Raw genomic sequence first — 25633 nt, forward strand, 5'->3', positions numbered from 1 at the left:
CTTCTGACTATCAAAACTCGATAATCAGAAGCTTTTTTAATGATAATTTTAAAATTCAATAGATCATATCTATATTCTTTCACCTGAAATGTTTATATATAATACTAAATTGTAAATAACGTCTCATTAGTCTCTTCTATCGTTTCCTCAGTTAGATCTCTTAGTAATATCTGAGTATCATTAATTTCATTTAATGCTTCTTCCACCTTATCGGAAACATTTACTGTAATCATTCTAAATTGTTTTTTCTCTTTTACGAGATTGAACTCTTCTATAAATTCTTCGTCCAAAGGAGCTTCTCCATCAGTAATAAAAATAATATCAGAATATTTATATTTAGCACTATTTATTAAATTTATAGATTCAGTTAATGGTTCTACAAAGTTTGTTCCACTGCCATAAAAAAAAGTAGCCAATTCATATAACTTACTTGGTTCCATTTTATTTTTATTAAACTCTATAGTCTTGTAAACTTTATTAGAAAATAATATCGAAACAAAATCTCTTTTTTGTTTTATAGCTATATCAAGTAAAGCAATAGCTACAGACTTTGACCACACTTCAAGGTCTCCTTCCATAGAGCCTGAAGTATCTACACAGCATATAATAGGTCCCTTAGATTTGTCCTTATTATTTTTATACTTGTAAGCTAATAACTCTCTCTGAATATATTTTTTATAGAAGCTTTTCTTAGTGGTTTCTTTGGCTAGTAGTATTTTTTCAGAAGGTAAAACTTTGTGTATCTCACTTCCCATTTGAACACCACAAATTTCCTGTCCCTCTTCTTTTGTCTTTCTTTTTTGTAACTTACTAGCAGATGATTTGAATCTACCAGCCATTTCAGATATTTCTCTTACTTTTTTTAAACTTTTTAGTTTTAAGCTTACCCCTATCTTTTCCTCATAAGACGTTGGCGTTAGCTTACCATCATCAAGTCCCCAAGATTTTATGGTATTTGAAATACTTAGAAACTCTTTATAGGCAAAAGAAACACTTTTATAAAATAAATTATCATCTATTAATATTTTTTCTATATTTTCTACATCTTTTTGTATTTTAACTTCTATTGTTTTTAATAAAGATTTAGCATTTTCTATTTCTTCTAAACTATTATTTTCAGTTTGAATATGTGAAGTATGAAACTCTTCTAAAGTCTTCTTTATCTCTACATATTCTTTAAAATCTTTATCATATTTTTTTAACTGTTTCTTCAATTCCTTATTGCTTTCAGATAACTTTTCATAGTTATTTACTATTTCTTGTCCAAGTAGATCTGTTCCTAATATTGAACTAAAGAAGTTTAATGAGCAACTATTTCTTAACAATTTAAACTCGTCTATTTTAAACAAGTTTCTTATCATGACATTATTAAGTCTATATTCTGTACTTATTTCTTCTATTTCTTTAATTACAGGATTAGCCTTAAATAAAGCTAAATAAATATCTTCATTTAACTTTTCAAATGTAGTTATTACTTCTTTATAGTTTTCTAGATTTTCTCTAATTCTAGGAGAATTTTTAAATATATTATCATAAATATCTAAATCTAACTCAAAGTATTCTAAGCTATTTTTTGATTTATCTTCGCTTCCAAGTAAATTATTAACATCTAAATCGTTATTAAAGAGCAGATTATCCATGTCTACACTCCTTACAAGCATCTATATCTACCTTATAACAATAAATATAGATGTTTTGCTAGTCTTAAGTATTGAACTTTAATGTTTAAAACATATCATCCAATCCTTCTTCTTCAATTTGTTTTTCTAATTTATCTAATTGACTTTTTACTTCTTTTTTAAATGTTGTAAATTTATCTTTAATATCATCTTCCATTAGCTCTGATTCTTTTAATACTCTGTTAATTTTATCGTAGATGTATTCTACAGAACCTCTTACTTCTACAATTGTTCTTGTATCCTTTATATTCTTAATAGCTAAAACTATTTCATTATATCTACTTTTTATAAAGTTATATTCTTTTTCATAAGATGATACAGATCTCTCTCTTAATATCTCTTCAATTCTTTCAATTTCCTCTAATTCATTCCAAAGAACATCTTTAAGGCACTCAAAATCAGATGAATCTACCTTATCTTTTTTATTTAATAGAGCATTTGCTCTTAGAACTTTTAAGCATTCATTTTGTCTCCTATCTGATACTATAATTCCATCTTGTAAAAGAGCATTCATTAGAGAAATATATTCTTTTAAAACAGAATCTTCTATGACAACTTTATCAAGAGCACTTCTTAATGTTTTAAGTTCATCTAGGCTTATTGTAGTATATTGATCATTATTATTATTTTTATTTAGGAAACTCTTAAACATAGTCATTTTATTTTGTATGTCACCTATATAATTAACATGCATTCTAAATATCATTCTATCGTATAATGCCATTAATGAATCTTCTTCTGGAAATTCATTCGATGCCGCAAATAGAGTTATTAATGGAACATCTGTTGGATGTCCATCATTATAAAATAATTTTTCATTTATAAGAGGTAGTAAAATATTTAAAGTAGGCTCATTACACTTAAAAATCTCATCTAAGAAAGCAATTTCAGCTTCAGGCAATTTGTTTTTAGTAACTCTTATAAATTTATCATTTTCCATTTCCTTTATACTGAATGGCCCTAATATTTCTGCCGGGTCAGATGTTCTATTTAGAAGCCAAGAGAAGTATCTTCCATTGTCTATTCTATTACATAAAGCATTTGTTAAAGCACTTTTAGCTGTTCCTGGTGGTCCTATTAGTAAAACAGTTTGACCCGTTATTAATGCTTTTATGCTGTTATCTATGACATCATCTCTTTCGACAAATATATGTTTTAGCTCATTGGCTATATTTTGTAGTTTATCAATAGCATTTTCAATTTCTAATTCTTCAAATAATCCGTTTTTTAATTTTATATTCTTTTGATCCATTTCATTACCTCCTAGCACATAAACTATATTATACCTTATTTGCTCTTTTATCAATATATTTTAAATCTAAACTTGTATATTTTAACCTATTTTGACTATCGCTACAAATATTGCATTTATAGTGTAAGATTAATAGTTTCGTAATATAACAGTTCTATTATAAAAAATCATGACTACCTATCAAACGGGTGGTTTGCTCAGCCCTATAAGGGCATATTGCTTGCTGTATCTCAAGACACCCTGAAAGGTTTGCCAACTGCTATAGTTTTTCAGGGTACCCCTAAAGGGGTTTTATTTCTTCCATTTAGCTACTTGATCACCCGTAAACGGGTCTATAAACTCTTTTAAGCTTATTTGGTACATGCTATATCTTCTTGCATTTGATCTTTTATATACTCCGCAATTGCCTTTTTATTTCTTCCTACCGTGTCAACATAATATCCTCTGCACCAGAATTGTCTATTTCCGTATTTGTACTTTAAGTTTGCATGTCTATCAAATATCATTAGAGAACTTTTTCCTTTCAAATATCCCATAAATTGTGACACACTTATCTTTGGTGGAATACTTACTAACATGTGAATATGGTCTGAACATGCATTTGCTTCTATTATCTCTACTCCTTTATACTCACATAGTTTTCTTAATATTCTTCCTATATCTACTTTTATTTTTCCATATATTATCTGTCTTATGTATTTTGGTGCAAAAAACTATATGATACTTACAATTCCATTTCGTATGTGATAAACTATTCTTATTCAATTGGATTTCCTCCTTTGTTTGGTTGTGGTCGGCAAACCTACTTCCATTTTAACAAAGGAGGTTATTTTTTTTCTACTCATAGCTACAAGCTTTTTGGAACCACCTGCATAGCAGGGGGTTTTCTCTATACAATAAAAAAGGACTAGGAATTTGACCCTAGTCCAGATTACAAAATTTTAAAAGTATTTCTAATACATAAATTATTTTTCCTTAAAATCAAGCTTTTATTTAATAAAAAATTAGACTTATTTTTAACTTTTATTTTTATCTAATTATTTCTTATCTCTCATATCTTTTAATAATGCTATTATCTCATCTAACTTTCTTAATCCTAAAAAAAGAATTAGCAATAAGATAGCTGGAAGTGCATATGTTATCATAGACATAGCCACAAAAGGTAAATCTGTCATTTTTAGGATTCCTCCACTTTCTTAAATTTAAAATTTATAATTAATCAGCTATTACAGTATTAGACCAACTACGCGTTCCACCCCATACACTAGATATGTTACCTAAGCTTTGCGCTTTATTTGTACCTTTTCCATTATCCCAAGAAGTTTCGCTAATAGTAACACCAGGAATAGAGCCATAATCTCTAAAAGAACTATATATCTTTGGAGACGTACGAGACTCAAGTGATATTTTTCCTCCTGAACTATTTACTTTCCAAGTTTCATACCATCTATATGCTATTTTAACTTTACTAAATCCTACAATGGCACCAGTTGAAGTAAATCTAAGTTCCATAGTTCTTTCTTTTTCTTTTGTTCTTTCGAAAGTTTCATAACCAATTGCACCGTAAGTTGTTGGCTCATTATCATCCATTAGCTTTTCATTATCAGATAACACCCTCTCAGTTATAACTTCAATAATTTCTTGATTTTCACTATTGACATCTGTTTTTGTTAAATTTTCCGCATTAGCACTTAATGGAACACTGCCCAGTACAAAACCAATTACAAGAGCAATTGAAATAATAAATTTTTTCATAAATATTCTTCCTCTTAAATTATAAAAGATTATTAGTATAGAAAATTATATTAGGCTTTCCATTTATTCTAAACAGTAATCATCCTCTAATCTTTATGAGATAAATAATATTTTATACTATTAATAATCTAGTTTCTATACATTTAAGTAAATACCTTCTTATTTTCTAATATTTTACTATTTATTCCATTACTTACAAAGATAACATATCAAGTTTTAAAATTTTCCTTAAAGCAAAATAAAAGAAGGGTAATGCCTATACTCAAAGTTTTTTTAATAAGTCATATATCATAATCATTAATATATAAATTTAAGTCTCTACAATATTAATCTACTAACTATATTTATTTCTTAAATAATTATTAGTTTTTTCTGCATTTTCTTGAGTGTTTCAAACAATGAAGAATACGTTGTTACAGAAGATAAAGAGTGGAAAGTTTATAGACTTAAAGAAAGTTTCAATATAGATGAAAAAATAGCTTCTTTATATGATATTTTAGGATGGATGTATCTAGAAGGTAAAGGAGTAGATAAAAATTCAAATGAAGCTATAAGTATGTTCAATAATTCTGTAAAATTTGATAGCAAAGATTCTGATTATCACTATGACCTAGGCTATGCCCTTAGTGAAGTTGGTAGATATGATGAGTCTCTAGCCTCTCTTAACAAATGTCTTGAACTTTCTAAAGATGATAAAAAAAGTCAATCTTCTGCCCACAATGTAATTGGAGTTGTTTATCTAAGTAATGATAATATTGAAAAAGCTAAAGAGCACTTTCAAAAAGCTTTAGAACTTAATTCCAATAATGAGTATGCAAAAACTAATTTATCTGCTTTAAATGAATAATTTAAAGTAAAACTGATAATTCTAATGGACATAACTATGGTACTCTTGATAAGAGATTATATACTAAAACAAGACAAGCTATAAAAGCCTTTCAAAAAACGAAGGTTTAACTGTTAATGGTATTGAAATAACTAAAGTCTAAAAAGCTTTAGGACTATAGTATATAATTTAATAATCTAAATTAAAGTAAAAAGCTAAAAACTTAAACAATTTAAGTTTTTAGCTTTTCATATTGTTATATAAATAATATTCAAACCATCTTTATTATACGAATTAAAATGCAAGGACAATATACTTATCTTTACTAAGTAATATACATATAAAATAAATTTAATATTAGTTAAATCAAGCAATTTGAGATCACTCTAAAAATTAGGCTCCTCTATCTTCTTACCAGCAACAAACCTTTCAACTATATTTCTATCATCGCCAGTATATATAAATTTCTCTATACGTCCTTCTAATGTACGTTTATTAAAATCATATAAATTATCATCATCAATAATTATTGCATCAAAATCATATCCTTCTTCAAAGCTACCTACTTTTCCAAAGAATTTTCCTCCACCTTTTGTAGCTAGATAAAATCCTTCTGACACACTAATAGGATCATAATTGCTATCCTCTACCCATTTAATCTTTGATGCTTGTATAGCTGAAACTATCGTACTCATCATAGATAAAGTATGTCCTGCTGAAATATCACTACCAAGTCCTACATCTATTCCAAGATTAAGATATTTTCTAAGAGGCATTATACCACTAGCCAAATTAAAGTTCGAATGTGGACAGTGTGCTACATAGATTTTATTTTCCTGCATCATTTTAATTTCATTATCTGTAGTATATATACAATGAGCCATTACTGTCGGCTGTTGTCCAAATAGTCCATATTCATTATATACACTTCCAAAGTCAGGCTGTTCAGGATGCAATTGTCTAACCCATTCTACTGCTGTTCTATTTTCCGATAAATGTGCTTGTACAGGAAGATCATATTTTTTAGCTAGTTGTCCTATACCTTTCATAATTTCCGGTGTACATATTGGAACGAGAGTAGGAGTTAGTATAGGTTTCACTAGCTCAGATTTTCCAATATACTTTTTAATAAGTTTTTCTGTTTCTTTTATCGAGGTCTTCGTATCTTCTAAAACTTCTTTATTAGCATTTCTATCCATATTTACTTTTCCAATATATGCGCTTAGTCCTGATTTTATAAATAAATCTATTAATAATTCAGTTGTCTCTTTATGAATACTTGTCATTATAACAGAACGAGTTACCCCGTATTTCCATAAATCTTTTATAAGCTTTGGATAAATTTTTTTCGCATATTCCATATTACCATATCTAGCTTCTTCTGGATAAGTATAGGCTTCTAACCAAGGTAGAAGTTCTTTATCTAGTCCAAGACCGTTATTTGGAAGTTGTGGAGCATGAAGATGAATATCTACAAATCCAGGTATTATAATTTTATCATCATAATCAAATATTTCATAATTTTTATAGTGTTTTGAGAGATTACGAGTAACTTCTTTTACTTTTCCATTTTCAACAATTATATATCCATTTTCCAACGTAGTAAATTGTTTAGGTGTTTTAGTAAATACTATGTTACCTTTATAAACCTTTATATTTTGACTCATAAAATATATCACCTCTCTATAATATCTAAAATATATGTAACTTAGAGAAAAATACATGTTTTTATATAGTAATCTATAACATGTATTGGTCTTATGTGTTATCTTATCATATTATTAGAATAATTGGTAGTTTCAGTAATTTTCATATGATACAGTTTATTATTTTTCTATTTTTTATTAATATAAATTCTTTTTTGCAAAATAAAATACAAAGAATTAACTGCTCATGAACTAAAAGACTACCTTACCTTACGTTACTTAATATTAGATATATTTATTGTTGATGAAGAAAAAAACTAATTTTTCTTATATTTTAAAAAATAAAAAGAGCCTCACAGGCTCTTACAAGATATTAGTTATCTATACTGCTGTTTAGTACTTCTTTAGAATGATTAAATGTTTTAAGAAGTTGATTTTCTGGATTCTCATATGGAGTTATCCATTCTTTATTTATAGCCATTTCTGATAATGCAGCATGCTCTCCAAGCATTTGTGTTAAGTTTGAACTAAATAGCTGTTTTAATTCAGGAGTAGCTGTTTTTAACGTTGCTGCTAGGTATGCATTTGATGCAGAAGCCATTCCAGCTAAAGTATCATTAACAATAGTTTTATCTGATAAGTTTGTTGCTTTCTTTCCAAGCATTTCTTTTATTGATGACATTTACTGCACCTCCCCAGTACCTAAAACTTGATTTTCATTAATAAATTGCTGCATGCCTTGAATTCTTCTTTCTGCTGTCATTATACCTGCTTCTGCTGACTTCTTTAAGTCACTGTCTTTAATTAACATATGAGTTGCTTTAGCCACTGCAAGTGCGTCAGTTTCCATTGTAAGTAATCCTGTTAATGTTAATAATTCTGATTCAGATAGTTTTCTCATCTATTTTCCTCCAATAAGAATATTAGTTTAAGCAATAGTATTGTTTAGCAAAAGATAACTAATTATTCATATGATTTAGAAAACATGACTGAAAACTACTTTAAAAGATTCTGACACAAAAAATAAAAGCCCAGATGAACAAAAAAATCATCTAGACTTTTATTAAAAATGTCATGGAATCTAGGGCCTCATAGAACAGAAACGACTATGCTACTGTTGTTCGTTTGGGATGCACACCATAAAAAAGGACCTAGATGTCTCTTTTTTTATCGATATATATGCTAAAACATACTACAATTAATATATTTAGTATAAGCAAATACATTAAGTTTGGATTACCTTTCAGATTTAACTCATCTACTAGAATACCTTCCTGTATAAGTGTTATTGCAGATATCAATATCCAAATAATCGAGTTAATTATATATGATTTAAATGTTATATCTTTTTTTAATAAAAAATATGTATTTAATAATATAGTAATCATAGCAATTACACTATATATAGTATAATAACCTATATTGAAGTTTGTAAAATTGTTCATATATCCTCCTACTTATTACTAATTATAAATTTTTCTACTTCTTCTAAAAGTATTTGTATCTTTAAGTTTAATATTTTTTAATGCAATACTAGTAAAACAAAAGTTATTTTTAATCTTATAAAATCATTAGAAAATAAATAACCATATTAAAAATAAGAGAGATAACATAATCACATTAAAACCTATAATATCATTTATTATATATCTTTTTTTATCTCTCATATAGCTTAAAATATTAAAAATATTTATAGTAATCCAAGAGTAAATAAAGAAACCAAAGAATACAATATCTCCTAATCTCTCATTATTGAACATCATTAAAATAAAAATAAAAAATACATTTATTATTTTTGAAACATTTGAAGGTTTCTCTATCTCATTATCATCTTTTCTAATAAAATAGAATATTTTAGTAGAATATGTCTTTTTCTTAAATCTAATAATGTTATCGATTAAATCGTATAAAAGTAACAATGTAACTAATGCAATTAAAATTTTATCAAACAATATCTATCACAACTTTCTCATAAATCAATTATAATTGATTATTGGTGTTTCCGAACTTTATTAAGTTATAGCAAGAACATTTTACCATGTACTGGATTAAATGTAAATAATTTAACTTTGTATATACTACAATCTGTAAAATAAAAAGTCCTACTCCAAGAAGTAAGACACACAATTAAGTTAATATTTAATATTATGAATCTAACATATTACCTTATTCTCTTTATCACTTTTACGATTTTTAGATTTAATGCAATCGCTTCTGCCCTTATAATATCTTTTCTAAGATATAACCACTCAATATGATCTAACTCTCTTTTTATGCTGCTTCTCAATATTCAGTTATGTGATTATATCATATATATTTAATTCCTAAGCAAATTAAAAGCCTTTAGCTATGATTATAATAAAATAATAGTATTATAATTACTATATCTTATATCAATAATTTAAGATTTATTGGTAAATTTATTTATATTGTACTTAAAATATATAAAAAAGAAAGTTCTCAATAAAATTTGAACTTTCTATATATTATAATAAATATTTAATTCTATCATACTATCTAAAGAAAATCTTCTTTTTTTATATACTACTCAATAGGAAAAAGTGGTAACTTCTCAAGAAAAATAATATCATCTCGTTCAGCAGCATCTCCTTCTGCTAAAATGGCAACTTTTGCTGAAACTATACCACCTGCAGCTCTTACAAGTTTCTCAACTGCAGCAATAGACTCACCTGTTGATATAACATCATCAACTATAGCTACGCGTTTACCTCGTATAATTTCGACATCATGTCCATCAAGATAAAGCATCTGTTTTTTTTGGGTAGTTATTGAATTAACCTCACTTATAAGAGGAGTGCTCATGTATGGTTTTATAGATTTTCTTGCAACAATATATCTCTTCATTGAAAGCAAGCTAGCAATTTGATGTACAAGAGGTATGCCTTTCGCTTCTGCCGTAATCAGCCAATCAACTTGAGGCATTTTTTTTACAAGCTGTGATGATGCTGCATTAACAATTTCTACATCTCCCAATATTACAAATGATGCAATAGCCAGCTTAGGCGAAACCTGCATAATTGGCAGATGTCGAGTAACACCTGCAACTTCTATTGTATAGACTTTTTCCTTCATAATAACATCCCCTTTACTGCTACACATAGCATAAAATAGTACTTTTTTCTCAATTACAATTCATAATAATAAATATAGGTTTTAGACTACTATTTAAATAAGTCCGATAAATATGAAAACGCTTTCAAAATAGGACCTATCTATGTGGAAAAGCATATCATAAACTTTTGTTTTCTACAAGCAAAAAATGTACAGATTTTTATTAGCAATAATATAAAATTAGAAGAAAAAACTACAGCTAAATATACATGTTTCAAATGAAGGAAATTTCAAAACATACTTTAACATAAAAATAAAAGCCTAGATGAACATAGGAAATCATCTAGACTTTTATTAAAAAAGTTACGATCTATAATAACACAATTGTATTAACTTCAATTGTGGTTTTTACTGGTGGAGATGGTGCATATAAGGTCTTATACAAAATTGATATACAAGGTTATAGGCATAATTATGACTATGTTATAAATTATTTATCATAAAAAATAAATGAGAAATAAAAGAACTATATTGCTAAAGACCTTGAATTAGAGCATAAAAGAATAGCAAAAAATCATTATAAAAATGGTTATAATAATGTATAATTTATATATAAACTAACGAATAGTTGTTTTAAATAGCGAAGTAACGATTATTTATATTTTCTTGATGTTGGGGAGAGGTAAACAAAATGAGTAAAAAAACATGTATTGTAGCTAATGTGTTGTTAGTAATTTGGTTTTTCTTAAATATGGTAGGTTTTAGAATTGGAAATTTTATGTTGACTGAAATGGCATGGAAAGACGATGGAATCTTTTTTGTAATTTATATTGTGATGTTTCTTATCTTTTTGGCTAAAGACAAATATGGGAAATATTCTCTGACTATTTGGCTATCGCTTTGGTTTATTACGCAGTTTTTTAGTCATTGGTACTATACAATTTTTGGAGTAACAGATAAAAAATTAACAACTTACAATAGAATATATGCAAATACATATCATCTCTTTCCTGCTTCAGACACAATTCTTGTTCCAGACTTGTATCACATTCTTCTGCATGGTTTTATTCTTGTAGCATTAGTATGTACAATAAGTTTTTGTATAAAAAGCAGATGGAAAAAGGAAGAGAGTAGTTGCTAAAAATGAACATAATCTACAGTAAATTTATTGCACAATCTTAATAAATTGCATCAAATAAGGTAGTCTATATAGACTACCTTATTTAGTGTATCAAATCAACAATTTAGTCTAACAGAGCCTAATATTAAATATAGTAACTTCTACTTTCTTCGACAATTTTTTTATATTTATATTGGTATATTTATATGTAATGAAAAAGATTACTTAGGAGGTTTTATAATGGATGCTTTTTTAGGTGTTTTAGGTACTATAGGACTTATAGTTTGTTTAATTTCACTTGTAAAGAAAAAAGAAAAAAAGAAATGGGGAATTGGTCTTGGAATATCATTAGTTGCATTGATAGTTGCTTTTTCAATTAATCCATCTATTAACGACTCAAATAAAACTAAAAAAGATGATGATAATCTTAAAGTAGAGGAAAATACAGATGATAAGCAAAAAACATTTTCTGAAAAGGATGAAGAAAATGAGACTCAAAAAGAAGAACAATCAAATGATAGTTCTAAAAATCAAAATAATGCAAATGTAATAATTGATAAATCTATTTTAGAAGGTAATATAGGTGAAGGTGAAACTATAGAAGAGTTTTCATCTAAAGATAATAATTTATTTATTAAGGTTAATTTAGGTGAAGGTAATAACTCCATCTCCAAAGAAGATTTAGCTTATTCTAGATTTTCTAGTTTAACTGATGAATTACTAAAAGATGATTCTTGGAACAATGTAAATGTAGAATTTGTAGGAGTAGGTAAAATAACTATGAATAAGAGCCAAGCAGTAGTTAATGAATTTAATTTAAAGCATTTCAAAACAGAAGATATAATGAAAAATTTTAAGAAATAATGAATATAACTAAGCTACTACCTTAATTGGTAGTAGCTTAATATAAAAATTTAAATAGAACATATGTTTTATAGGAGGTTTTTTTGATATGAACGTAGCTGTAATTTATGCTAGATATTCTAGTGATAATCAAAGAGAAGAATCTATAGAAGCTCAAATTAGAGCTATAAAGGAGTATGCTAAAAGAAATAACACAAATATTTATAAAATATATGCGGATGAAGCACGATCGGCTACTACAGATAATAGACCAGAGTTTTTAAAAATGATAAAAGATAGTGAATTAGGTTTATTTGATATGGTTATTGTTCATAAACTAGATCGTTTTTCACGTAATAGATATGATATTGCTTTTTATAAGAAACAATTAAAAAAGAATGGTGTTCGTTTGGTATCTGTTCTTGAGAACTTAGACGATAGTCCGGAGTCAATTATATTGGAATCTGTACTTGAAGGTATGGCTGAATATTACTCTGCTAACTTAGCTAGAGAAATCATGAAAGGTTTAAAAGAAACTGCTCTACAATGTAAACATACAGGTGGTAAACCCCCTCTTGGATATGATGTTGCTGAAGATAAAACCTATATAATAAATAAAAAAGAAGCTCAAACAGTTAAAATAATTTTTGAAATCTATAGTAATGGATTTGGATACAACAAAATAATTGATAAATTAAATAATGAAGGATATAAAACAAAGACAGGAAAAAACTTTGGTAAAAACAGTATTCATGATATTTTAAAAAATGAAAAGTATAGGGGTATTTATGCTTTTAATAGAACAGCTAGAAAAGAAAATAGCAAAAGAAATCATAGAAAATCTAAACCGAGTAGTGAAATTATAAGAATAGAAGGGGGGATTCCTAGAATAATAGACGATAATATTTGGAATAAAGTAAGAAAGCGTATGGATAGTAATAAAAATGCAACTAATAGAGCAAAAGAAACCTATTTACTTTCCGGATTAGTTTACTGTGGTAAGTAATAGTATAATGACTGGTAATAGGATTACAGGTGGACGAAATAAAGCCAAATATAGCTATTATGAATGTAATAATAGGAGAAGGACTAAGTGTTGTAATATGAAGTCTATAAATAAAAATTATATTGAAGATTTAGTTATAAATAAATTAGAAAATAATTTTTTCAATAAAAATGCTATAGAAACAATGGTTAGTAAGATTCATGAATATACAATTAATCAATCTTGTGAATTTAAAGAAGAGATCAAGCAATTTGAAATGGAAATTAAAAAAGTAGAAAAAGAAATTGAAAATATAATTAATGCTATATCCGCTGGTATGTTTCATGAGTCTATGAAAGAAAAACTTAGTAATTTAGAAAATAAAAAATCATCATTGGCTTTAAGAATTGAAGAATATAATTTAAAACTTAAATTATATGTTCCAGAACCAAAGATGATTAAGAGTTATCTTAAATCAAATTCAAATATAAAAATTAAAAACTTAGATGAGCAACAAAAAACTATTCGTACTTTTATAGAAAAAGTAGTAGTTTTTGAAGATCAAATTAATGTATACACAATTTTTGATATCATTGGTGGAGACGGTGGGAGTCGAACCCACGTCCGAAAGCACTTTACTAAGAGCTTCTCCGAGTGCAGTTGCTATATTTAAAGTTCGCCTCTTAGCTTGCCTAGCAACAGGCCCTCTATTTGGCTATTTCCAATTTATCTGCTATAAGTCGGAAAAACCTTATAGTAGTTCCCTGCATACATTAACACTTAACATCTAATGGGCAGGACCATTAGAGTAAGTGGCCGCCTTATTAGGCAGCTAAAGCGTAATTATCGTCTGCGTTTATAATTTAGTTGCCACTTTTAGCGTTGTTTGGCGACAACGACTCGCTACTCTTAGCTCTATACCCCCGTCGAAACCAAATTCGTCCCCAGGAATATTTTATTAATATTTTTCACTAAGATGTCTTCTAATTCTTCTCTCAGCATCCTTCTTAGCGATATCTTGTCTCTTATCATATAGCTTTTTACCTTTAGCTAAAGAGAGTTCTATCTTTACTTTTCCATTTTTAAGATAAGCACTTAATGGTATCAAAGAATATCCTTTTTGGGTTATATACCCTATAAGTTTTCTTATTTCACTTTTATTTAATAATAATTTTCTTTTTCTTAGAGGGTCAACATTATATATATTCCCTTGTTCATAAGGGCTTATATGCATGTTATGAATAAACACCTCTCCATTTTCAACCATAGCATAACTATCCTTTAAATTAAGTCTACCTTGTCTCATAGACTTAACCTCAGTTCCAGTTAATACTATCCCTGTTTCCATAGTATCTTCTATGAAAAAGTCATGTCTTGCTTTTCTATTTGATGCTAATATTTTTCCTTTAACCTTGCTCATATCAATCACCATACCTTCTTAAGTGCATCCTTTATTATAGCAGAACATAATTAAAATGTCAATTGTCAGTATATGTTTTTTTATTTTTTTATTTTTCACTTAATAATATTATATTAAAAAACTTTAAAATTTTCTAATCAAATAAAGCAAAATTCTAAATCTTGATGTAATTTTTAAAATCAAGATTTAAAAATTTTGCTATTTGTTAATATTTTATTTTATTCTTCTTCATCTTCTATTTCTTCGTTCTTTGCTAACGAAAAATCTATTCGTCTATTTGCTAAACTTACTTTAGCCACTTTAATTCTAACCGTATCTCCTATTTTATATGAATTCTTACTTCTTTCACCTACAAATCCATATATTTGGTCATCATAATGATAATAGTCATCTGTAAGAGTACTTATATGCACAAATCCTTCTATAGTATTGTCAAGTTCTACAAAGAATCCAGACGGTATAGCCCCTGACACTACTCCTTCATATTCTTCACCTATTTTATCTTCCATAAACTCTACTTTCTTTAAATCATCTGTTTCTCTTTCTGCTTCATCTGCCAATCTTTCTCTTCTAGATGATTGACTTGCAACCTCTGGTAGATGTGCTTTTAATTTTTCTATATCTTTTTCTGTTATTCTGCCATTTATGAAATCCTTTATTATCCTGTGAATTTGTAAATCTGGATATCTTCTTATAGGTGACGTAAAGTGACAATAATATTTTGTAGCTAATCCAAAGTGACTTTGACTTTCTGAACTATATATAGCTTTTTTTAATGATCTAAGCATTAATGTATTTATTACTGCCTCTTCTTTTTTACCTTCTATTTTTTTAAGTAGAGCTTGAAGTTCTTTTGGATGTATCTCTTGAGATCCTTTTAAGCTGTATCCAAAGTTATGAATAAATTTACTGAACTCATTTATTCTTTCTTCATCTGGATCTTCATGCACTCTATATAGAAAAGGAATTTCTGACCAATACATATATTCTGCTATAGTCTCATTACTTATTAACATGAATTCTTCTATTATTCTATTAGCTATTCTTCTATCATATTCAGAAATCTCTATTGGCTTTCCTTTTTCGTCTAAAATTATCTTAGATTCAGGAAAATCAAACTCTATGCTTCCTCTTTCTTCTCTTTTCTTGATAAGTATCTTACAAAGTTCTTCCATCATTTCTAACTCTTTTAGTATATGTTGATACTTTTTAGTTAAAGTTTCATCTTTATTCTCTAGTATGTCTGATATATCATCGTATACTAGTCTTTCTTTACTTTCAATGATTGATTCCACTACTTTATGTCCTAATACCTTTCCCTTATCATTTATCTCCATAAATATACTAAGAGTAAGTCTAGGTACTTTAGGATTCAAACTACATACTCCATTTGACAATTTTTCAGGTAACATAGGTATTACCCTATCTACAAGGTATACACTTGTTCCCCTTTTTAATGCTTCTTTATCTAAAGGTCTATTCTGTCTTACATAATGAGTTACATCTGCTATATGAACTCCTAGTTCGTAATTTCCGTTATCAAGTTTTTCTATTGAAACAGCATCATCAAAGTCTTTGGCATCTGCTCCATCTATCGTAAATATAGTTTTGTCTCTTAAGTCCACTCTTCTTGCTATTTCTTTTTCTGGTATTTCTTCATCTATTGCTTCTGCTTCTTCAATTACATCTTCAGGAAACTCTTCAGGTAAGTTAAATTTCTTAATAATAGCAAGTATATCCGTTCCAGCATCATCTTTATAGCCTAATATATTAATAACTCTTCCTTCTGGATTACGTCTTTTTTCTGGCCATTTTGTTATCTCTATCTCTACTATTTGATTAGTTTTAGCACCATTAAAGTCTGCCTTTGGTATAAAGACATCCATAGTTATTCTAGTATTTGTAGGTATAACAAATCCAAAATTTTTACTATTTTCAAAAACTCCTACAATTGTTTTGTTAGCTCTTTCTAATATTCTTATTATTTCTCCTTCTTGACTTCTTGAATCTTCACTTTTTAAATTTACTCTAGCTATTACTTTATCTCCATGCAAAGCTCCATTTAAATCTTGAGCCGAAATAAAAACATCACTTAGTTCTTTATCATCTGGAATTAAAAAACCATATCCCCTGTGATGTGCTTGAATAGTACCAACTACCAAGTTCATTCTTTCAGGTACTCCATAAGTACTTTGTCTTGTTTGAACTACTAATCCTTCCTTTTCCATTTCATCTAATATTTTATAAAAGTCTTTATATTGATTTTTTTCTATTTCAAAAAAACGAGCTAACTCTTCTTTTAACATAGGTTTATAAGCTTGTTCTCTCATGAATTCAACGATCTTATGTTTTATATTCATTTTATTCCTCCATCTATAAAGTATTATAGTTCTAGTATATCTTTAATTTCTCTCATTAATTCTAATACTATACTAATAAATAATCTGTACTTAAATTATATGTACATATATTTAGCATTCAAATAATACATTCATTATAAAGTATTTATACAATCTAAAATTATATATTAATAAATATGTATTTAGATTATATACTATCATATACATATATTTACCTCTCAAGTAAAGATTTATTAATATAATTATAACTTTTTTTATAAATATTAAAAAGACATGTTACATATAACATGCCTTTTTAATAATAAAATTATATTATATTTTTTTAGCCTTACTTCCACCAAATTGCACTCTACTAAATAAATCTACATCATATGAATACATATTTTGATTTTTCTCTTTATGAACTTTTGTTGCTATTTCAATTAATTCATCTATAAGTTTAGTAAATGATATTCCCATAGGCTCCCATAAATAATATGCAATTGATCCCGGTTGAGTATTAATTTCATTTACATATATATTCTCATCTTTATCCATTAAAAAGTCTATTCTTGCATTTCCTTTACAGTCTATAGACATGAATGACTTTTTAGCTGTCTCTTGGATTTCCTTAGCTTTATCTTCTGGTATATCAGCAGGTATGTTTCTTCCTCCACCTTTTGTTCCTTTTGAATTACTATTTACGTATTTATCCTCATATGTTAACAGATCAGTCCATCCGATTGGCTCTTCACATAATGATGCTTTTACCTCATCATCATATCCCATAACAGCACAGTTAATTTCTCTAGGATTTTCTATACTTTGCTCAACTATAATTTTTCTATCATATCTTATAGCTACTTCTATAGATTCTATCAACCCATCTCTATCCTTAGCTTTTGAAATACCAACACTTGAACCTAAGTTAGCTGGTTTTACAAATACAGGATAATTTAATTTTTCTTCAATTTGTGATATTACAGCTTCTTTATCATCATTCCATTTCTTTCTAAAGAACCATGTATAACCAACTATAGGTAATCCGTGTGATTTAAATACATCTTTCATTAATATTTTATCCATTCCGACTGCAGATCCTACTACCCCTGCACTTACGTAAGGTATATTAATTAGCTCAAACACTCCTTGTATAGTACCATCTTCTCCATTTGTCCCATGTAAAGCAATAAATACTGCATCAAGATCCTCAACAAACTTTTTACCTAAGAATCCTATATTTTCTGGATGTGAATATATTTTATTATCATTGTATAAAGATGTCACTACAATTTCTTTTAAATTCTTCAAATTATTATTTTTAAAATTATCAAATTTCAATAATTCTTCACCTGTAAGCCACTTTCCATCTTTATTTATAAAAATAGGTACAACTTCGTATTTAGATTTATCTATGTTCTCTATAACTTGCATACCTGTAATAACTGAAACTTCGTGCTCAACACTTCTTCCGCCAAAGAGTACACCTATTTTCTTTTTCATAAAAATCCTCCATTCAAATTATCATAATATTTATTATAAAATATAAGCGACACAAAATTAATAGTAAGTAATTTACCTAATATAAAAATACATGTCTCAAAAAGCTTTGTTACACGATAAGTAAACATAAATAGTAAAATTCTTAAAAAAATCTTATCTTCATTAATACATAGAGTTTATAGCACCTAGAATTTTACTATTTTCAATACCAGTATTCTATCTATTTTTTTAAGTCAATACCTTATATTTTCATCATATATCAAGCATTGAAATCTTATTTTTTTAATGCTTGATATATGATCTTCTCTATTCATTATAATTATCAGGTAAGTCATTTTCAAATAATACTACATCTTTCGCTCTCACAATACTTTGAAGAGCTTTAGTAGCTTCATCTAGACTAGCTACTACAAACAGATTTTCTTTTGAAAATCCCATTTCATTGATTCCATCTTGTATAGGTTTTGTTCTATTTTTTCCTACTAATATAGCAAAATCACAGGTTTTAGCAATATTTCTTCCAAACTCCTTATTTGCTTCTGCCTCTTCATCTCCAAGCTCCACCATACCAGGAGTTATTATTATCTTTCTTCCTTCTTTAAATTGTCCTAAAACTTCTAATGCAGCTTTAGAACTTATTGGGTTTGAATTGAAAGCATTATCAATAATTATTACTCCTGTACCAGGGTTTATAAGTTGTAATCTATGTGGTACTGCTTCTACTTTACTAATACCAGAAGCTATTTCTTCAAAAGTAAGACCTAATGCTCTTGCTACAGCTGCACCAGCTAGTAAGTTAGCTATATTATGTTTTCCTAAAAGCTGAGTAGAACAAATTATAGAGTTTCCTTCTTTATCACCTAGTTTAAATGTTGATCCTGTTTCAGAAACCTCTATATCAGTCGCGTACAAATCAAGATTTTCTATATCTTCCATTCCATACAGTATTTTTTCTTTAAAAGTTTTATCTGCAAGTTTCTTTATATACTTGTTATCATAATTGAATATTGCAATACCATCAGCTGGAAGCTCTTCTATTAGTTCATATTTAGTTTTCATTATATTTTCTATGTTTACAAACGTTTCTAAATGCGTAGGCCCTATAGAAGTAATTATTCCAATTTTAGGTCCCGCTAGTTCTGCCATCTCTCTTATATCCCCAATATTTCTAGCTCCCATTTCTACAACAAATACTTCATGTTCTTTATTCAAGTCATTGTTTATTACTTTACTAACTCCCATTGGAGTATTATAACTTTCTGGAGTCTTTAAAACATTGTACTTTTCCTCTAATATTGTAGAAGTTAAAAATTTGGTACTTGTTTTCCCGTAACTACCTGTGATACCAACTATTTTTAATTTATCAAAACTTCTAACCTTATCATGTGCCATATCAAAAAATTTCTGATTAATTCCTTTTTCAATAGGCGCTACAATTACATTAGATAAATATAAAACGTAAGGTTGAAGATAATAAGTAACAGTAATAAATAAAAGAGCAGATAAATATAAGAAATAAGTATTTTCTACAGTTAAAACAAGTATGATTATTGCGATTATTATTAGCACTATGTTCACTATTATATTAGTGGTCATAAGTCTTTTAGCTCTTTCTGTATATACTAAATCTTTTTTCACTTTTTCCTTTTTAAACTTTATACCTAACATTATAAAAGCACACCATGACAATGCACTTACACCAACTAGCTTACCATTTTTAGTAACTAAAGCTAATATTATTAGTATAAGTGCTAGAAATGTTGTTAGATTTAATTTTGAATAGAATGCTCTGTGTTTAAATTCATTTATCCAATTTAAGAAATTCTTATTCTTATATCCTTCCAACTGCATCATATGTAGCAAAAATCTGCTTCTAAAATAAAAAGCTATACCCCATACTACTATAGAAGCAATTACTACAGGTATAAAGATTGAATTCATTTATTTCACGCTCCCTAGCTTAACTTAAAAAGTATTCCATACTTTTGAAATTTAATTATTCTTGTCATCAGTTAAAAAACTATCTAGTATTAATTTAAATCTATTAAATTGATCCAAATACGAGTAATGTCCAGCATTTTCTAACACTACTAAACCACTACCTTTTATTTCTTTTTCCATTATTTCTCCCATATATACTGGAGTATCATTATCTTCTCTACCCCATACTAACAAAGTAGGAGTTTTAATATCTTTTAATAATGGTCTTAAATTTGCATTTACCACTTTAACAAGTATCTTTCTCATTACACCTGATGCTTGTTGATAGTCTGTCGAACCAAATTTTTTATAAAACTTTTCCAATCTTTTTTCTTTGTCTATCCAAAAAAATGCTAAATTGTATATTTTTCTAAGAGTTTTAAATGTGTATATTTTAAAATAATATTTTAATGTTCTTTTTGGTATTATCCCAGCACTATCTATAAGTATCATTTGCTTAACCATGTCTGGATACTGAGTACTTAATACTATTGATACTCTTCCTCCATGTGAATGACCTATTAATATTACTTCATCCATACCCATTATATCTATGAATTTCTTAACCATGTCAGCATACTCATATACACCCCAAACATCCTTAGGCTCCTCGCTTTCTCCACATCCTGGAAAGTCAAGAGTATATACCTTGAATTTGTCTTTTAGGTGATTGTGTATAGGTAGCATAGTGCCTATATTTGCTGCCCAACCGTGAAGTAGCAAAACGTTTTTTCCTTCCCCTTCACATATATAATTTATTTCAACTCCATCTATATTGACCTTCATACTCAACCCATCCTTACATATTAATTCTTTTATTTATAAGCTATATCCACTGTAATATATTTATAATTTTATTCATTCACTTATATGATTATAGCAAAAGTTTTGGATTTATACCATACTATTTAAATACCTTAAAGTGCTTATTTGGTTTTGTATGCAAGTAAAATGCCGAAATGTTTAATTTTCTTTATTATTAAATTAAATAGTAATCTATGTCATTTATAACCCTTAATTTCATATTTATAATTTAATTACTAATTCGTTAAAAGAGATTTAAACCTTATAAAACTAAATAAAAATCTACATAATAAAAGCGATTCACTGTATTGAACCGCTTACTCTTATATATTTTTATATCATTATTTTCACTTAACTACATATCATTACTTTCAATATAAAAATTTTATTTTGTTAATACTGCCAATGCAATTGAAGAAATAAATAATATTGCAGCTGATATAACAGTTAACTTATCAAGTAACGCTTCATAGCTTTTTCCTTTACTTCTTCCCCAACTACTTTCAGCTGCTCCACCACCTAGAGTACCTGATAAACCTGGATCTTTTTCATTTTGTAATAAAACACTAATTATAAGAATAACACTTGCTACTAATATAAGTATAGTAAATAGTGTAGACATAGTTCCACCTCCCATCCTCTAATGAACAAAATCATTTTATCACAGACATTGGATAAAATCAATATGTAGACTATAATATGGTATATAGTTTTAAGTTTAATTAAATGCTGAGTAATGTAGTTCTAACTCTTTATTACTCAGCATTTATATTTTAATCTTATCTATTTACATTGTAGAAAACTTTTAATCCATTATATTGACTAGATTCTCCTAATACGTCCTCTATTCTTAATAATTGATTATATTTAGCAACTCTATCTGTTCTTGAAGGTGCTCCTGTTTTTATTTGACCCGCATTTACTGCAACTGCTAAATCAGCTATTGTAGCGTCTTCAGTTTCTCCTGATCTATGAGATATTACAGCAGTATATCCTGCTCTTTTAGCCATTTCTATAGCATCTAAAGTTTCAGTTATAGTTCCTATTTGATTTAACTTAATAAGTATAGAGTTAGCTACGCCTTCTTTTATACCTTTTTCTAGGCGTTTTGTATTTGTAACGAATAAATCGTCTCCTACTAATTGTACTTTATCTCCTATAGCTTCAGTTAATAACTTCCATCCTTCCCAATCTTCCTCATCTAAACCATCTTCTATTGAGATTATAGGATATTTTTCTACTAATTCACTATAAAATTCTACAAATTCTTTAGAAGTTAATTCTTTACCTTCTCCTTCAAGCTTATAAACTTTTGATTCCTTATCATATAGTTCTGTAGCCGCTATGTCTAATGCTAATAATATATCTTTTCCTTCTTCATATCCAGCTTGTCTTATAGCTTCAACTATTGTTGCTAATGCTTCTTCATTAGATTTTAAGTTTGGAGCAAATCCTCCTTCATCACCTACAGCAGTATTTAATCCCTTAGATTTTAACACTTTTTTAAGACTATGGAATACCTCTGCTCCCATTCTTAAAGCTTGGCTAAAGCTTGAAGCTCCTACAGGCATAACCATAAATTCTTGAATGTCTACATTATTATCAGCATGCTCTCCACCATTTAATATATTCATCATAGGAACTGGTAAAGACTTACCATTAACTCCTCCTAAATATTGATATAATGGAAGACCTAATAAATCAGCACCTGCTTTAGCAGCAGCCATTGAAACTCCAAGTATTGCATTAGCCCCTAATTTTCCTTTATTTTCAGTTCCATCTAATTCTATCATAGTTTTATCTAAAAGAACTTGATCCAATACATCCATTCCTATAAGCTTTGGTGCTATTATATCATTTACATTTTCTACAGCTTTTGTTACACCTTTACCTAAGTATCTATCATTCTCTCCATCTCTTAATTCAACTGCCTCAAAAGCTCCTGTTGAAGCTCCTGAAGGTACAGCAGCTCTACCATGAGCTCCACTTTCTGTCCATACTTCTACTTCTACTGTTGGATTACCTCTTGAATCAAGAATTTCTCTAGCATATATATCTGTAATTACTGACATGTTTTTACCTCCTAGTATATATAAGTCTTTATCTTATTTTTTTATAATTAGTGACGTTCCTGTCATTTCCTTGGGAATATTTACTCTCATCATATCTAATAGTGTAGGAGCTATATCAGCTAAAATTCCTTCATTTAACTTTACATCGCCCTCTCCTACAACTATACAAGGAACTTTGTTAGTAGTATGAGCTGTTACTTTTTTACCAGTCTCTTTATCTAACATTTCTTCTGCATTTCCATGGTCTGCAGTTATTAGAACTTTTCCATTAACATTTACAATTTCTTTCACAATTTCTCCTAGACATGAATCTACTGTTTCTATTGCTTCAATAGAAGCCTCTATTATACCTGTATGTCCAACCATATCTGGATTAGCAAAGTTCAGTACTATAAAGTCATACTCTTTACTTTTAATCCTCTTTATAACTTCATCTTTTACTTCTACAGCACTCATTTCTGGCTTTAAGTCATATGTTGCTACTTTAGGTGACTGTATAAGAACTCTATCTTCTCCTTCATTTGGCTTTTCTACTCCTCCATTAAAGAAGAATGTAACATGAGCATACTTCTCTGTTTCTGCTATTCTTAGTTGTTTCAGTCCAAGAGAACTTACATATTCTCCCAAAGTATTTTTATATGACTGAGGTTTATATACTACATTTACATTTTCGATAGTTTTATCATATTGAGTCATGCATACAAAGAAAGTATCAACTTTTTTCTTTCTTTCAAATCCTTCAAATTCTTTATCTACAAGAGCCCTAGTAATTTGTCTTGCCCTATCTGGTCTAAAATTGAAAAATATTATTGAATCATTATTTTCTATAGTTCCTAAAGGAGTATTGTTATTATTAGTTATAACCGATGGAATTACAAATTCATCAGTTATATCTTTGGAATATGAATTATCTATAGCCTCTATTGCAGTTCTTGCACTTATACCTTCTCCTAGTGTAAGTGCATTATATGCTTTCTCAGTTCTATCCCATCTTTTATCTCTGTCCATAGCATAATATCGACCTGATATTGTAGCTATTTTACCTACTCCTATCTCTTGTACTTTGCTTTCTAATTCCTCAATATATCCTTTGGCACTTTGAGGTGGAACATCTCTACCATCTAAGAAACAATGTATATATACTTCTTTGAGACCTTCTTTTTTAGCAAGTTTTAAAAGAGCATATAAATGTAAGTTATGACTGTGAACTCCACCATCTGATAATAGCCCCATAAGATGGAGTTTAGAATTATTGTTTTTACAGTTTTTTATAGCTTCTAAGAATTCTTTTTTGTTAAAAAATTCTTCATTTTCTATACTTTTAGTTATTCTCGTAAGTTCTTGATATATTATTCGTCCTGCACCAATATTTAAATGACCTACTTCTGAATTACCCATTTGTCCTTCTGGTAATCCTACAGATAATCCACTTGCTTTTAGCTTTGTACTAGGATAGTTTTCTAAAAGCATTCTATAGTTAGGTGTCTTTGCTCTCATTATTGAATTGCCTTCATAGTCTTCTCCAATTCCCCAACCATCTAATATAACAAGTGCTACTAGATTTTCTGACATCTTTACATCTCCTTATTGAAACTTAACAAGCTTTAAAAAGTCTTCACTTTTTAAACTTGCTCCTCCTACTAAAGCTCCATCTATATCTGATTGACTCATAATATCCTTTATATTACTAGGCTTTACACTTCCACCATACTGTATTCTAACTTTATCTGAAACTTCTTGACCATATTTTTCTTTTAATGTATTTCTTATAAATGCTATCATTTCATTAGCTTCTTCATCTGACGCTGTTTTTCCTGTTCCAATAGCCCATATTGGTTCATATGCTATAACGATATTTTCCATATCACTTGAAGATATTTCTTCCAATCCATTTATTACTTGTTCTTTAACTATGTCCTTTTCTTTCCCTGACTCTCTCTGTTCTAGAGTTTCTCCTACACATACTATAGGACTTATATTATATTTTAATGCTGACCTTATCTTCTTATTTACCGTTTCATCTGTTTCCCCAAAATACTGTCTTCTTTCAGAGTGACCTATTATTACATAGTCTACTCCTATTTCAGTTAACATGATAGGTGATACTTCTCCTGTAAAAGCCCCATTTTCTTCCCAGTGCATATTTTGAGCTCCTAATTTTAATTCTGTTCCTTCAAGCTCTTTTTTTACTTCACTTAATGCAGTAAATGGTACACAAACTATAGCTTCTACATTTGAATCTTTAACCTTATTTTTTACTTCATTTACTAATTCAACTGCTTCACTAATAGTCTTATGCATTTTCCAGTTACCAGCAATAATTGGCTTCCTCATCAA

Annotated in this window: 22 protein-coding genes, 1 other RNA gene and 2 pseudogenes; 5 read left to right on the top strand and 20 right to left on the bottom strand. The window is 28.2% G+C overall.

Features of this window, described 5'->3' with window-relative positions:
- Nucleotides 1–104 precede the first annotated feature (104 nt).
- From CLPU_RS01275 to CLPU_RS01290, 5 genes and pseudogenes are all read right to left on the bottom strand, one after another.
- Nucleotides 105–1640, bottom strand: a complete 1536-nt coding sequence (locus tag CLPU_RS01275; protein WP_050353824.1) for a vWA domain-containing protein — start codon at nt 1638–1640, stop codon at nt 105–107.
- Nucleotides 1641–1725: 85 nt separating this feature from the next.
- The gene (locus CLPU_RS01280; RefSeq protein ID WP_050353825.1) at nt 1726–2931 is read right to left on the bottom strand and encodes an AAA family ATPase; all 1206 of its coding nucleotides are present in this window, start codon (nt 2929–2931) and stop codon (nt 1726–1728) included.
- Nucleotides 2932–3222: 291 nt separating this feature from the next.
- A pseudogene (gene tnpA / locus CLPU_RS01285) lies at nt 3223–3696 on the bottom strand (IS200/IS605 family transposase).
- A 272-nt stretch (nt 3697–3968) separates the two neighbouring features.
- Nucleotides 3969–4106: a hypothetical protein gene (locus tag CLPU_RS17120; RefSeq protein ID WP_157857691.1), complete on the bottom strand. Its 138-nt coding sequence runs from the start codon at nt 4104–4106 to the stop codon at nt 3969–3971.
- A gap of 40 nt (nt 4107–4146) precedes the next feature.
- The gene (locus CLPU_RS01290; protein WP_050353826.1) at nt 4147–4686 is read right to left on the bottom strand and encodes a hypothetical protein; all 540 of its coding nucleotides are present in this window, start codon (nt 4684–4686) and stop codon (nt 4147–4149) included.
- A gap of 382 nt (nt 4687–5068) precedes the next feature.
- Between CLPU_RS01290 and CLPU_RS01295 the strand changes: the two genes are divergently transcribed.
- Nucleotides 5069–5533 carry a tetratricopeptide repeat protein gene (locus CLPU_RS01295; protein WP_050353827.1) on the top strand — a complete coding sequence of 155 codons (465 nt, stop codon included), beginning with the start codon at nt 5069–5071 and terminating at the stop codon, nt 5531–5533.
- 365 nt (nt 5534–5898) lie between these two features.
- On the opposite strand, the gene CLPU_RS01300 is transcribed toward CLPU_RS01295, so the two are convergent.
- From CLPU_RS01300 to CLPU_RS01325, 5 genes are all read right to left on the bottom strand, one after another.
- Nucleotides 5899–7179 carry an amidohydrolase family protein gene (locus tag CLPU_RS01300; protein WP_050353828.1) on the bottom strand — a complete coding sequence of 427 codons (1281 nt, stop codon included), beginning with the start codon at nt 7177–7179 and terminating at the stop codon, nt 5899–5901.
- A 352-nt stretch (nt 7180–7531) separates the two neighbouring features.
- Nucleotides 7532–7840: a spore coat protein gene (locus CLPU_RS01305; protein ID WP_050353829.1), complete on the bottom strand. Its 309-nt coding sequence runs from the start codon at nt 7838–7840 to the stop codon at nt 7532–7534.
- Nucleotides 7841–8059, bottom strand: a complete 219-nt coding sequence (locus CLPU_RS01310; RefSeq protein WP_050353830.1) for a hypothetical protein — start codon at nt 8057–8059, stop codon at nt 7841–7843. It lies immediately after the preceding gene.
- 250 nt (nt 8060–8309) lie between these two features.
- Nucleotides 8310–8603 (bottom strand): hypothetical protein, encoded by a 294-nt coding sequence (locus CLPU_RS01315; RefSeq protein ID WP_050353831.1) that lies wholly within the window; start codon nt 8601–8603, stop codon nt 8310–8312.
- A gap of 1099 nt (nt 8604–9702) precedes the next feature.
- A complete protein-coding gene (locus CLPU_RS01325) occupies nt 9703–10278 on the bottom strand; it encodes a phosphoribosyltransferase family protein (protein ID WP_321169960.1) in 576 nt (191 codons plus the stop codon).
- 643 nt (nt 10279–10921) lie between these two features.
- Between CLPU_RS01325 and CLPU_RS01330 the strand changes: the two genes are divergently transcribed.
- From CLPU_RS01330 to CLPU_RS18310, 4 genes and pseudogenes are all read left to right on the top strand, one after another.
- On the top strand, nt 10922–11371 hold the full coding sequence (locus CLPU_RS01330; RefSeq protein ID WP_050353834.1) for a hypothetical protein: 450 nt from the start codon (nt 10922–10924) through the stop codon (nt 11369–11371).
- 219 nt (nt 11372–11590) lie between these two features.
- The gene (locus tag CLPU_RS01335; protein ID WP_050353835.1) at nt 11591–12214 is read left to right on the top strand and encodes a hypothetical protein; all 624 of its coding nucleotides are present in this window, start codon (nt 11591–11593) and stop codon (nt 12212–12214) included.
- A gap of 88 nt (nt 12215–12302) precedes the next feature.
- Nucleotides 12303–13199, top strand: a complete 897-nt coding sequence (locus CLPU_RS17555; RefSeq protein WP_200898430.1) for a recombinase family protein — start codon at nt 12303–12305, stop codon at nt 13197–13199.
- A gap of 7 nt (nt 13200–13206) precedes the next feature.
- Nucleotides 13207–13335: pseudogene (locus CLPU_RS18310) on the top strand (recombinase zinc ribbon domain-containing protein); the annotation flags it as partial.
- A 437-nt stretch (nt 13336–13772) separates the two neighbouring features.
- Here CLPU_RS18310 and ssrA read toward each other — a convergent pair.
- The 10 genes from ssrA to tpiA all read right to left on the bottom strand — a co-directional run bounded on the left by ssrA (nt 13773) and on the right by tpiA (nt 25630).
- Nucleotides 13773–14124, bottom strand: a transfer-messenger RNA (tmRNA) gene (ssrA, locus tag CLPU_RS16475).
- Nucleotides 14125–14136: 12 nt separating this feature from the next.
- On the bottom strand, nt 14137–14598 hold the full coding sequence (gene smpB, locus CLPU_RS01345) for an SsrA-binding protein SmpB (protein ID WP_050353836.1): 462 nt from the start codon (nt 14596–14598) through the stop codon (nt 14137–14139).
- A 218-nt stretch (nt 14599–14816) separates the two neighbouring features.
- Nucleotides 14817–16958, bottom strand: a complete 2142-nt coding sequence (rnr, locus tag CLPU_RS01350) for a ribonuclease R (RefSeq protein WP_050353837.1) — start codon at nt 16956–16958, stop codon at nt 14817–14819.
- 312 nt (nt 16959–17270) lie between these two features.
- On the bottom strand, nt 17271–18440 hold the full coding sequence (locus CLPU_RS01355) for a D-alanine--D-alanine ligase family protein (RefSeq protein ID WP_050353838.1): 1170 nt from the start codon (nt 18438–18440) through the stop codon (nt 17271–17273).
- Between the two features lie 306 nt (nt 18441–18746).
- A complete protein-coding gene (locus tag CLPU_RS01360; RefSeq protein WP_050353839.1) occupies nt 18747–20381 on the bottom strand; it encodes a UDP-N-acetylmuramoyl-tripeptide--D-alanyl-D-alanine ligase in 1635 nt (544 codons plus the stop codon).
- 51 nt (nt 20382–20432) lie between these two features.
- On the bottom strand, nt 20433–21206 hold the full coding sequence (locus tag CLPU_RS01365) for an alpha/beta fold hydrolase (protein WP_050353840.1): 774 nt from the start codon (nt 21204–21206) through the stop codon (nt 20433–20435).
- Nucleotides 21207–21609: 403 nt separating this feature from the next.
- Nucleotides 21610–21846, bottom strand: coding sequence for a preprotein translocase subunit SecG (gene secG, locus CLPU_RS01370; protein WP_050353841.1), 237 nt, complete (start codon nt 21844–21846; stop codon nt 21610–21612).
- 157 nt (nt 21847–22003) lie between these two features.
- Nucleotides 22004–23296: a phosphopyruvate hydratase gene (gene eno, locus CLPU_RS01375; RefSeq protein ID WP_050353842.1), complete on the bottom strand. Its 1293-nt coding sequence runs from the start codon at nt 23294–23296 to the stop codon at nt 22004–22006.
- A gap of 33 nt (nt 23297–23329) precedes the next feature.
- Complete coding sequence (gene gpmI / locus CLPU_RS01380) at nt 23330–24868, bottom strand: 2,3-bisphosphoglycerate-independent phosphoglycerate mutase (protein WP_050353843.1); 1539 nt, start codon at nt 24866–24868, stop codon at nt 23330–23332.
- 12 nt (nt 24869–24880) lie between these two features.
- A complete protein-coding gene (gene tpiA, locus CLPU_RS01385) occupies nt 24881–25630 on the bottom strand; it encodes a triose-phosphate isomerase (RefSeq protein ID WP_050353844.1) in 750 nt (249 codons plus the stop codon).
- Nucleotides 25631–25633 lie beyond the last annotated feature (3 nt).

The organism is Gottschalkia purinilytica, assembly GCF_001190785.1.
Classification (GTDB): domain Bacteria; phylum Bacillota; class Clostridia; order Tissierellales; family Gottschalkiaceae; genus Gottschalkia_A; species Gottschalkia_A purinilytica.

What these genes read in the sequence shown, in the direction of transcription:
- CLPU_RS01360 (WP_050353839.1), bottom strand. Translation starts at nt 20,381, where the DNA reads ATGAATTCAATCTTTATACCTGTAGTAATTGCTTCTATAGTAGTATGG.
- CLPU_RS01275 (WP_050353824.1), bottom strand. Translation starts at nt 1,640, where the DNA reads ATGGATAATCTGCTCTTTAATAACGATTTAGATGTTAATAATTTACTT.
- CLPU_RS01325 (WP_321169960.1), bottom strand. Translation starts at nt 10,278, where the DNA reads ATGTGTAGCAGTAAAGGGGATGTTATTATGAAGGAAAAAGTCTATACA.
- CLPU_RS01290 (WP_050353826.1), bottom strand. Translation starts at nt 4,686, where the DNA reads ATGAAAAAATTTATTATTTCAATTGCTCTTGTAATTGGTTTTGTACTG.
- CLPU_RS01305 (WP_050353829.1), bottom strand. Translation starts at nt 7,840, where the DNA reads ATGTCATCAATAAAAGAAATGCTTGGAAAGAAAGCAACAAACTTATCA.
- rnr (WP_050353837.1), bottom strand. Translation starts at nt 16,958, where the DNA reads ATGAATATAAAACATAAGATCGTTGAATTCATGAGAGAACAAGCTTAT.
- CLPU_RS01310 (WP_050353830.1), bottom strand. Translation starts at nt 8,059, where the DNA reads ATGAGAAAACTATCTGAATCAGAATTATTAACATTAACAGGATTACTT.
- smpB (WP_050353836.1), bottom strand. Translation starts at nt 14,598, where the DNA reads ATGAGCAAGGTTAAAGGAAAAATATTAGCATCAAATAGAAAAGCAAGA.
- CLPU_RS01365 (WP_050353840.1), bottom strand. Translation starts at nt 21,206, where the DNA reads ATGAAGGTCAATATAGATGGAGTTGAAATAAATTATATATGTGAAGGG.
- CLPU_RS01335 (WP_050353835.1), top strand. Translation starts at nt 11,591, where the DNA reads ATGGATGCTTTTTTAGGTGTTTTAGGTACTATAGGACTTATAGTTTGT.
- secG (WP_050353841.1), bottom strand. Translation starts at nt 21,846, where the DNA reads ATGTCTACACTATTTACTATACTTATATTAGTAGCAAGTGTTATTCTT.
- eno (WP_050353842.1), bottom strand. Translation starts at nt 23,296, where the DNA reads ATGTCAGTAATTACAGATATATATGCTAGAGAAATTCTTGATTCAAGA.
- tpiA (WP_050353844.1), bottom strand. Translation starts at nt 25,630, where the DNA reads ATGAGGAAGCCAATTATTGCTGGTAACTGGAAAATGCATAAGACTATT.
- CLPU_RS01355 (WP_050353838.1), bottom strand. Translation starts at nt 18,440, where the DNA reads ATGAAAAAGAAAATAGGTGTACTCTTTGGCGGAAGAAGTGTTGAGCAC.
- CLPU_RS17555 (WP_200898430.1), top strand. Translation starts at nt 12,303, where the DNA reads ATGAACGTAGCTGTAATTTATGCTAGATATTCTAGTGATAATCAAAGA.
- CLPU_RS01330 (WP_050353834.1), top strand. Translation starts at nt 10,922, where the DNA reads ATGAGTAAAAAAACATGTATTGTAGCTAATGTGTTGTTAGTAATTTGG.
- CLPU_RS01315 (WP_050353831.1), bottom strand. Translation starts at nt 8,603, where the DNA reads ATGAACAATTTTACAAACTTCAATATAGGTTATTATACTATATATAGT.
- CLPU_RS01280 (WP_050353825.1), bottom strand. Translation starts at nt 2,931, where the DNA reads ATGGATCAAAAGAATATAAAATTAAAAAACGGATTATTTGAAGAATTA.
- CLPU_RS01300 (WP_050353828.1), bottom strand. Translation starts at nt 7,179, where the DNA reads ATGAGTCAAAATATAAAGGTTTATAAAGGTAACATAGTATTTACTAAA.
- gpmI (WP_050353843.1), bottom strand. Translation starts at nt 24,868, where the DNA reads ATGTCAGAAAATCTAGTAGCACTTGTTATATTAGATGGTTGGGGAATT.
- CLPU_RS17120 (WP_157857691.1), bottom strand. Translation starts at nt 4,106, where the DNA reads ATGACAGATTTACCTTTTGTGGCTATGTCTATGATAACATATGCACTT.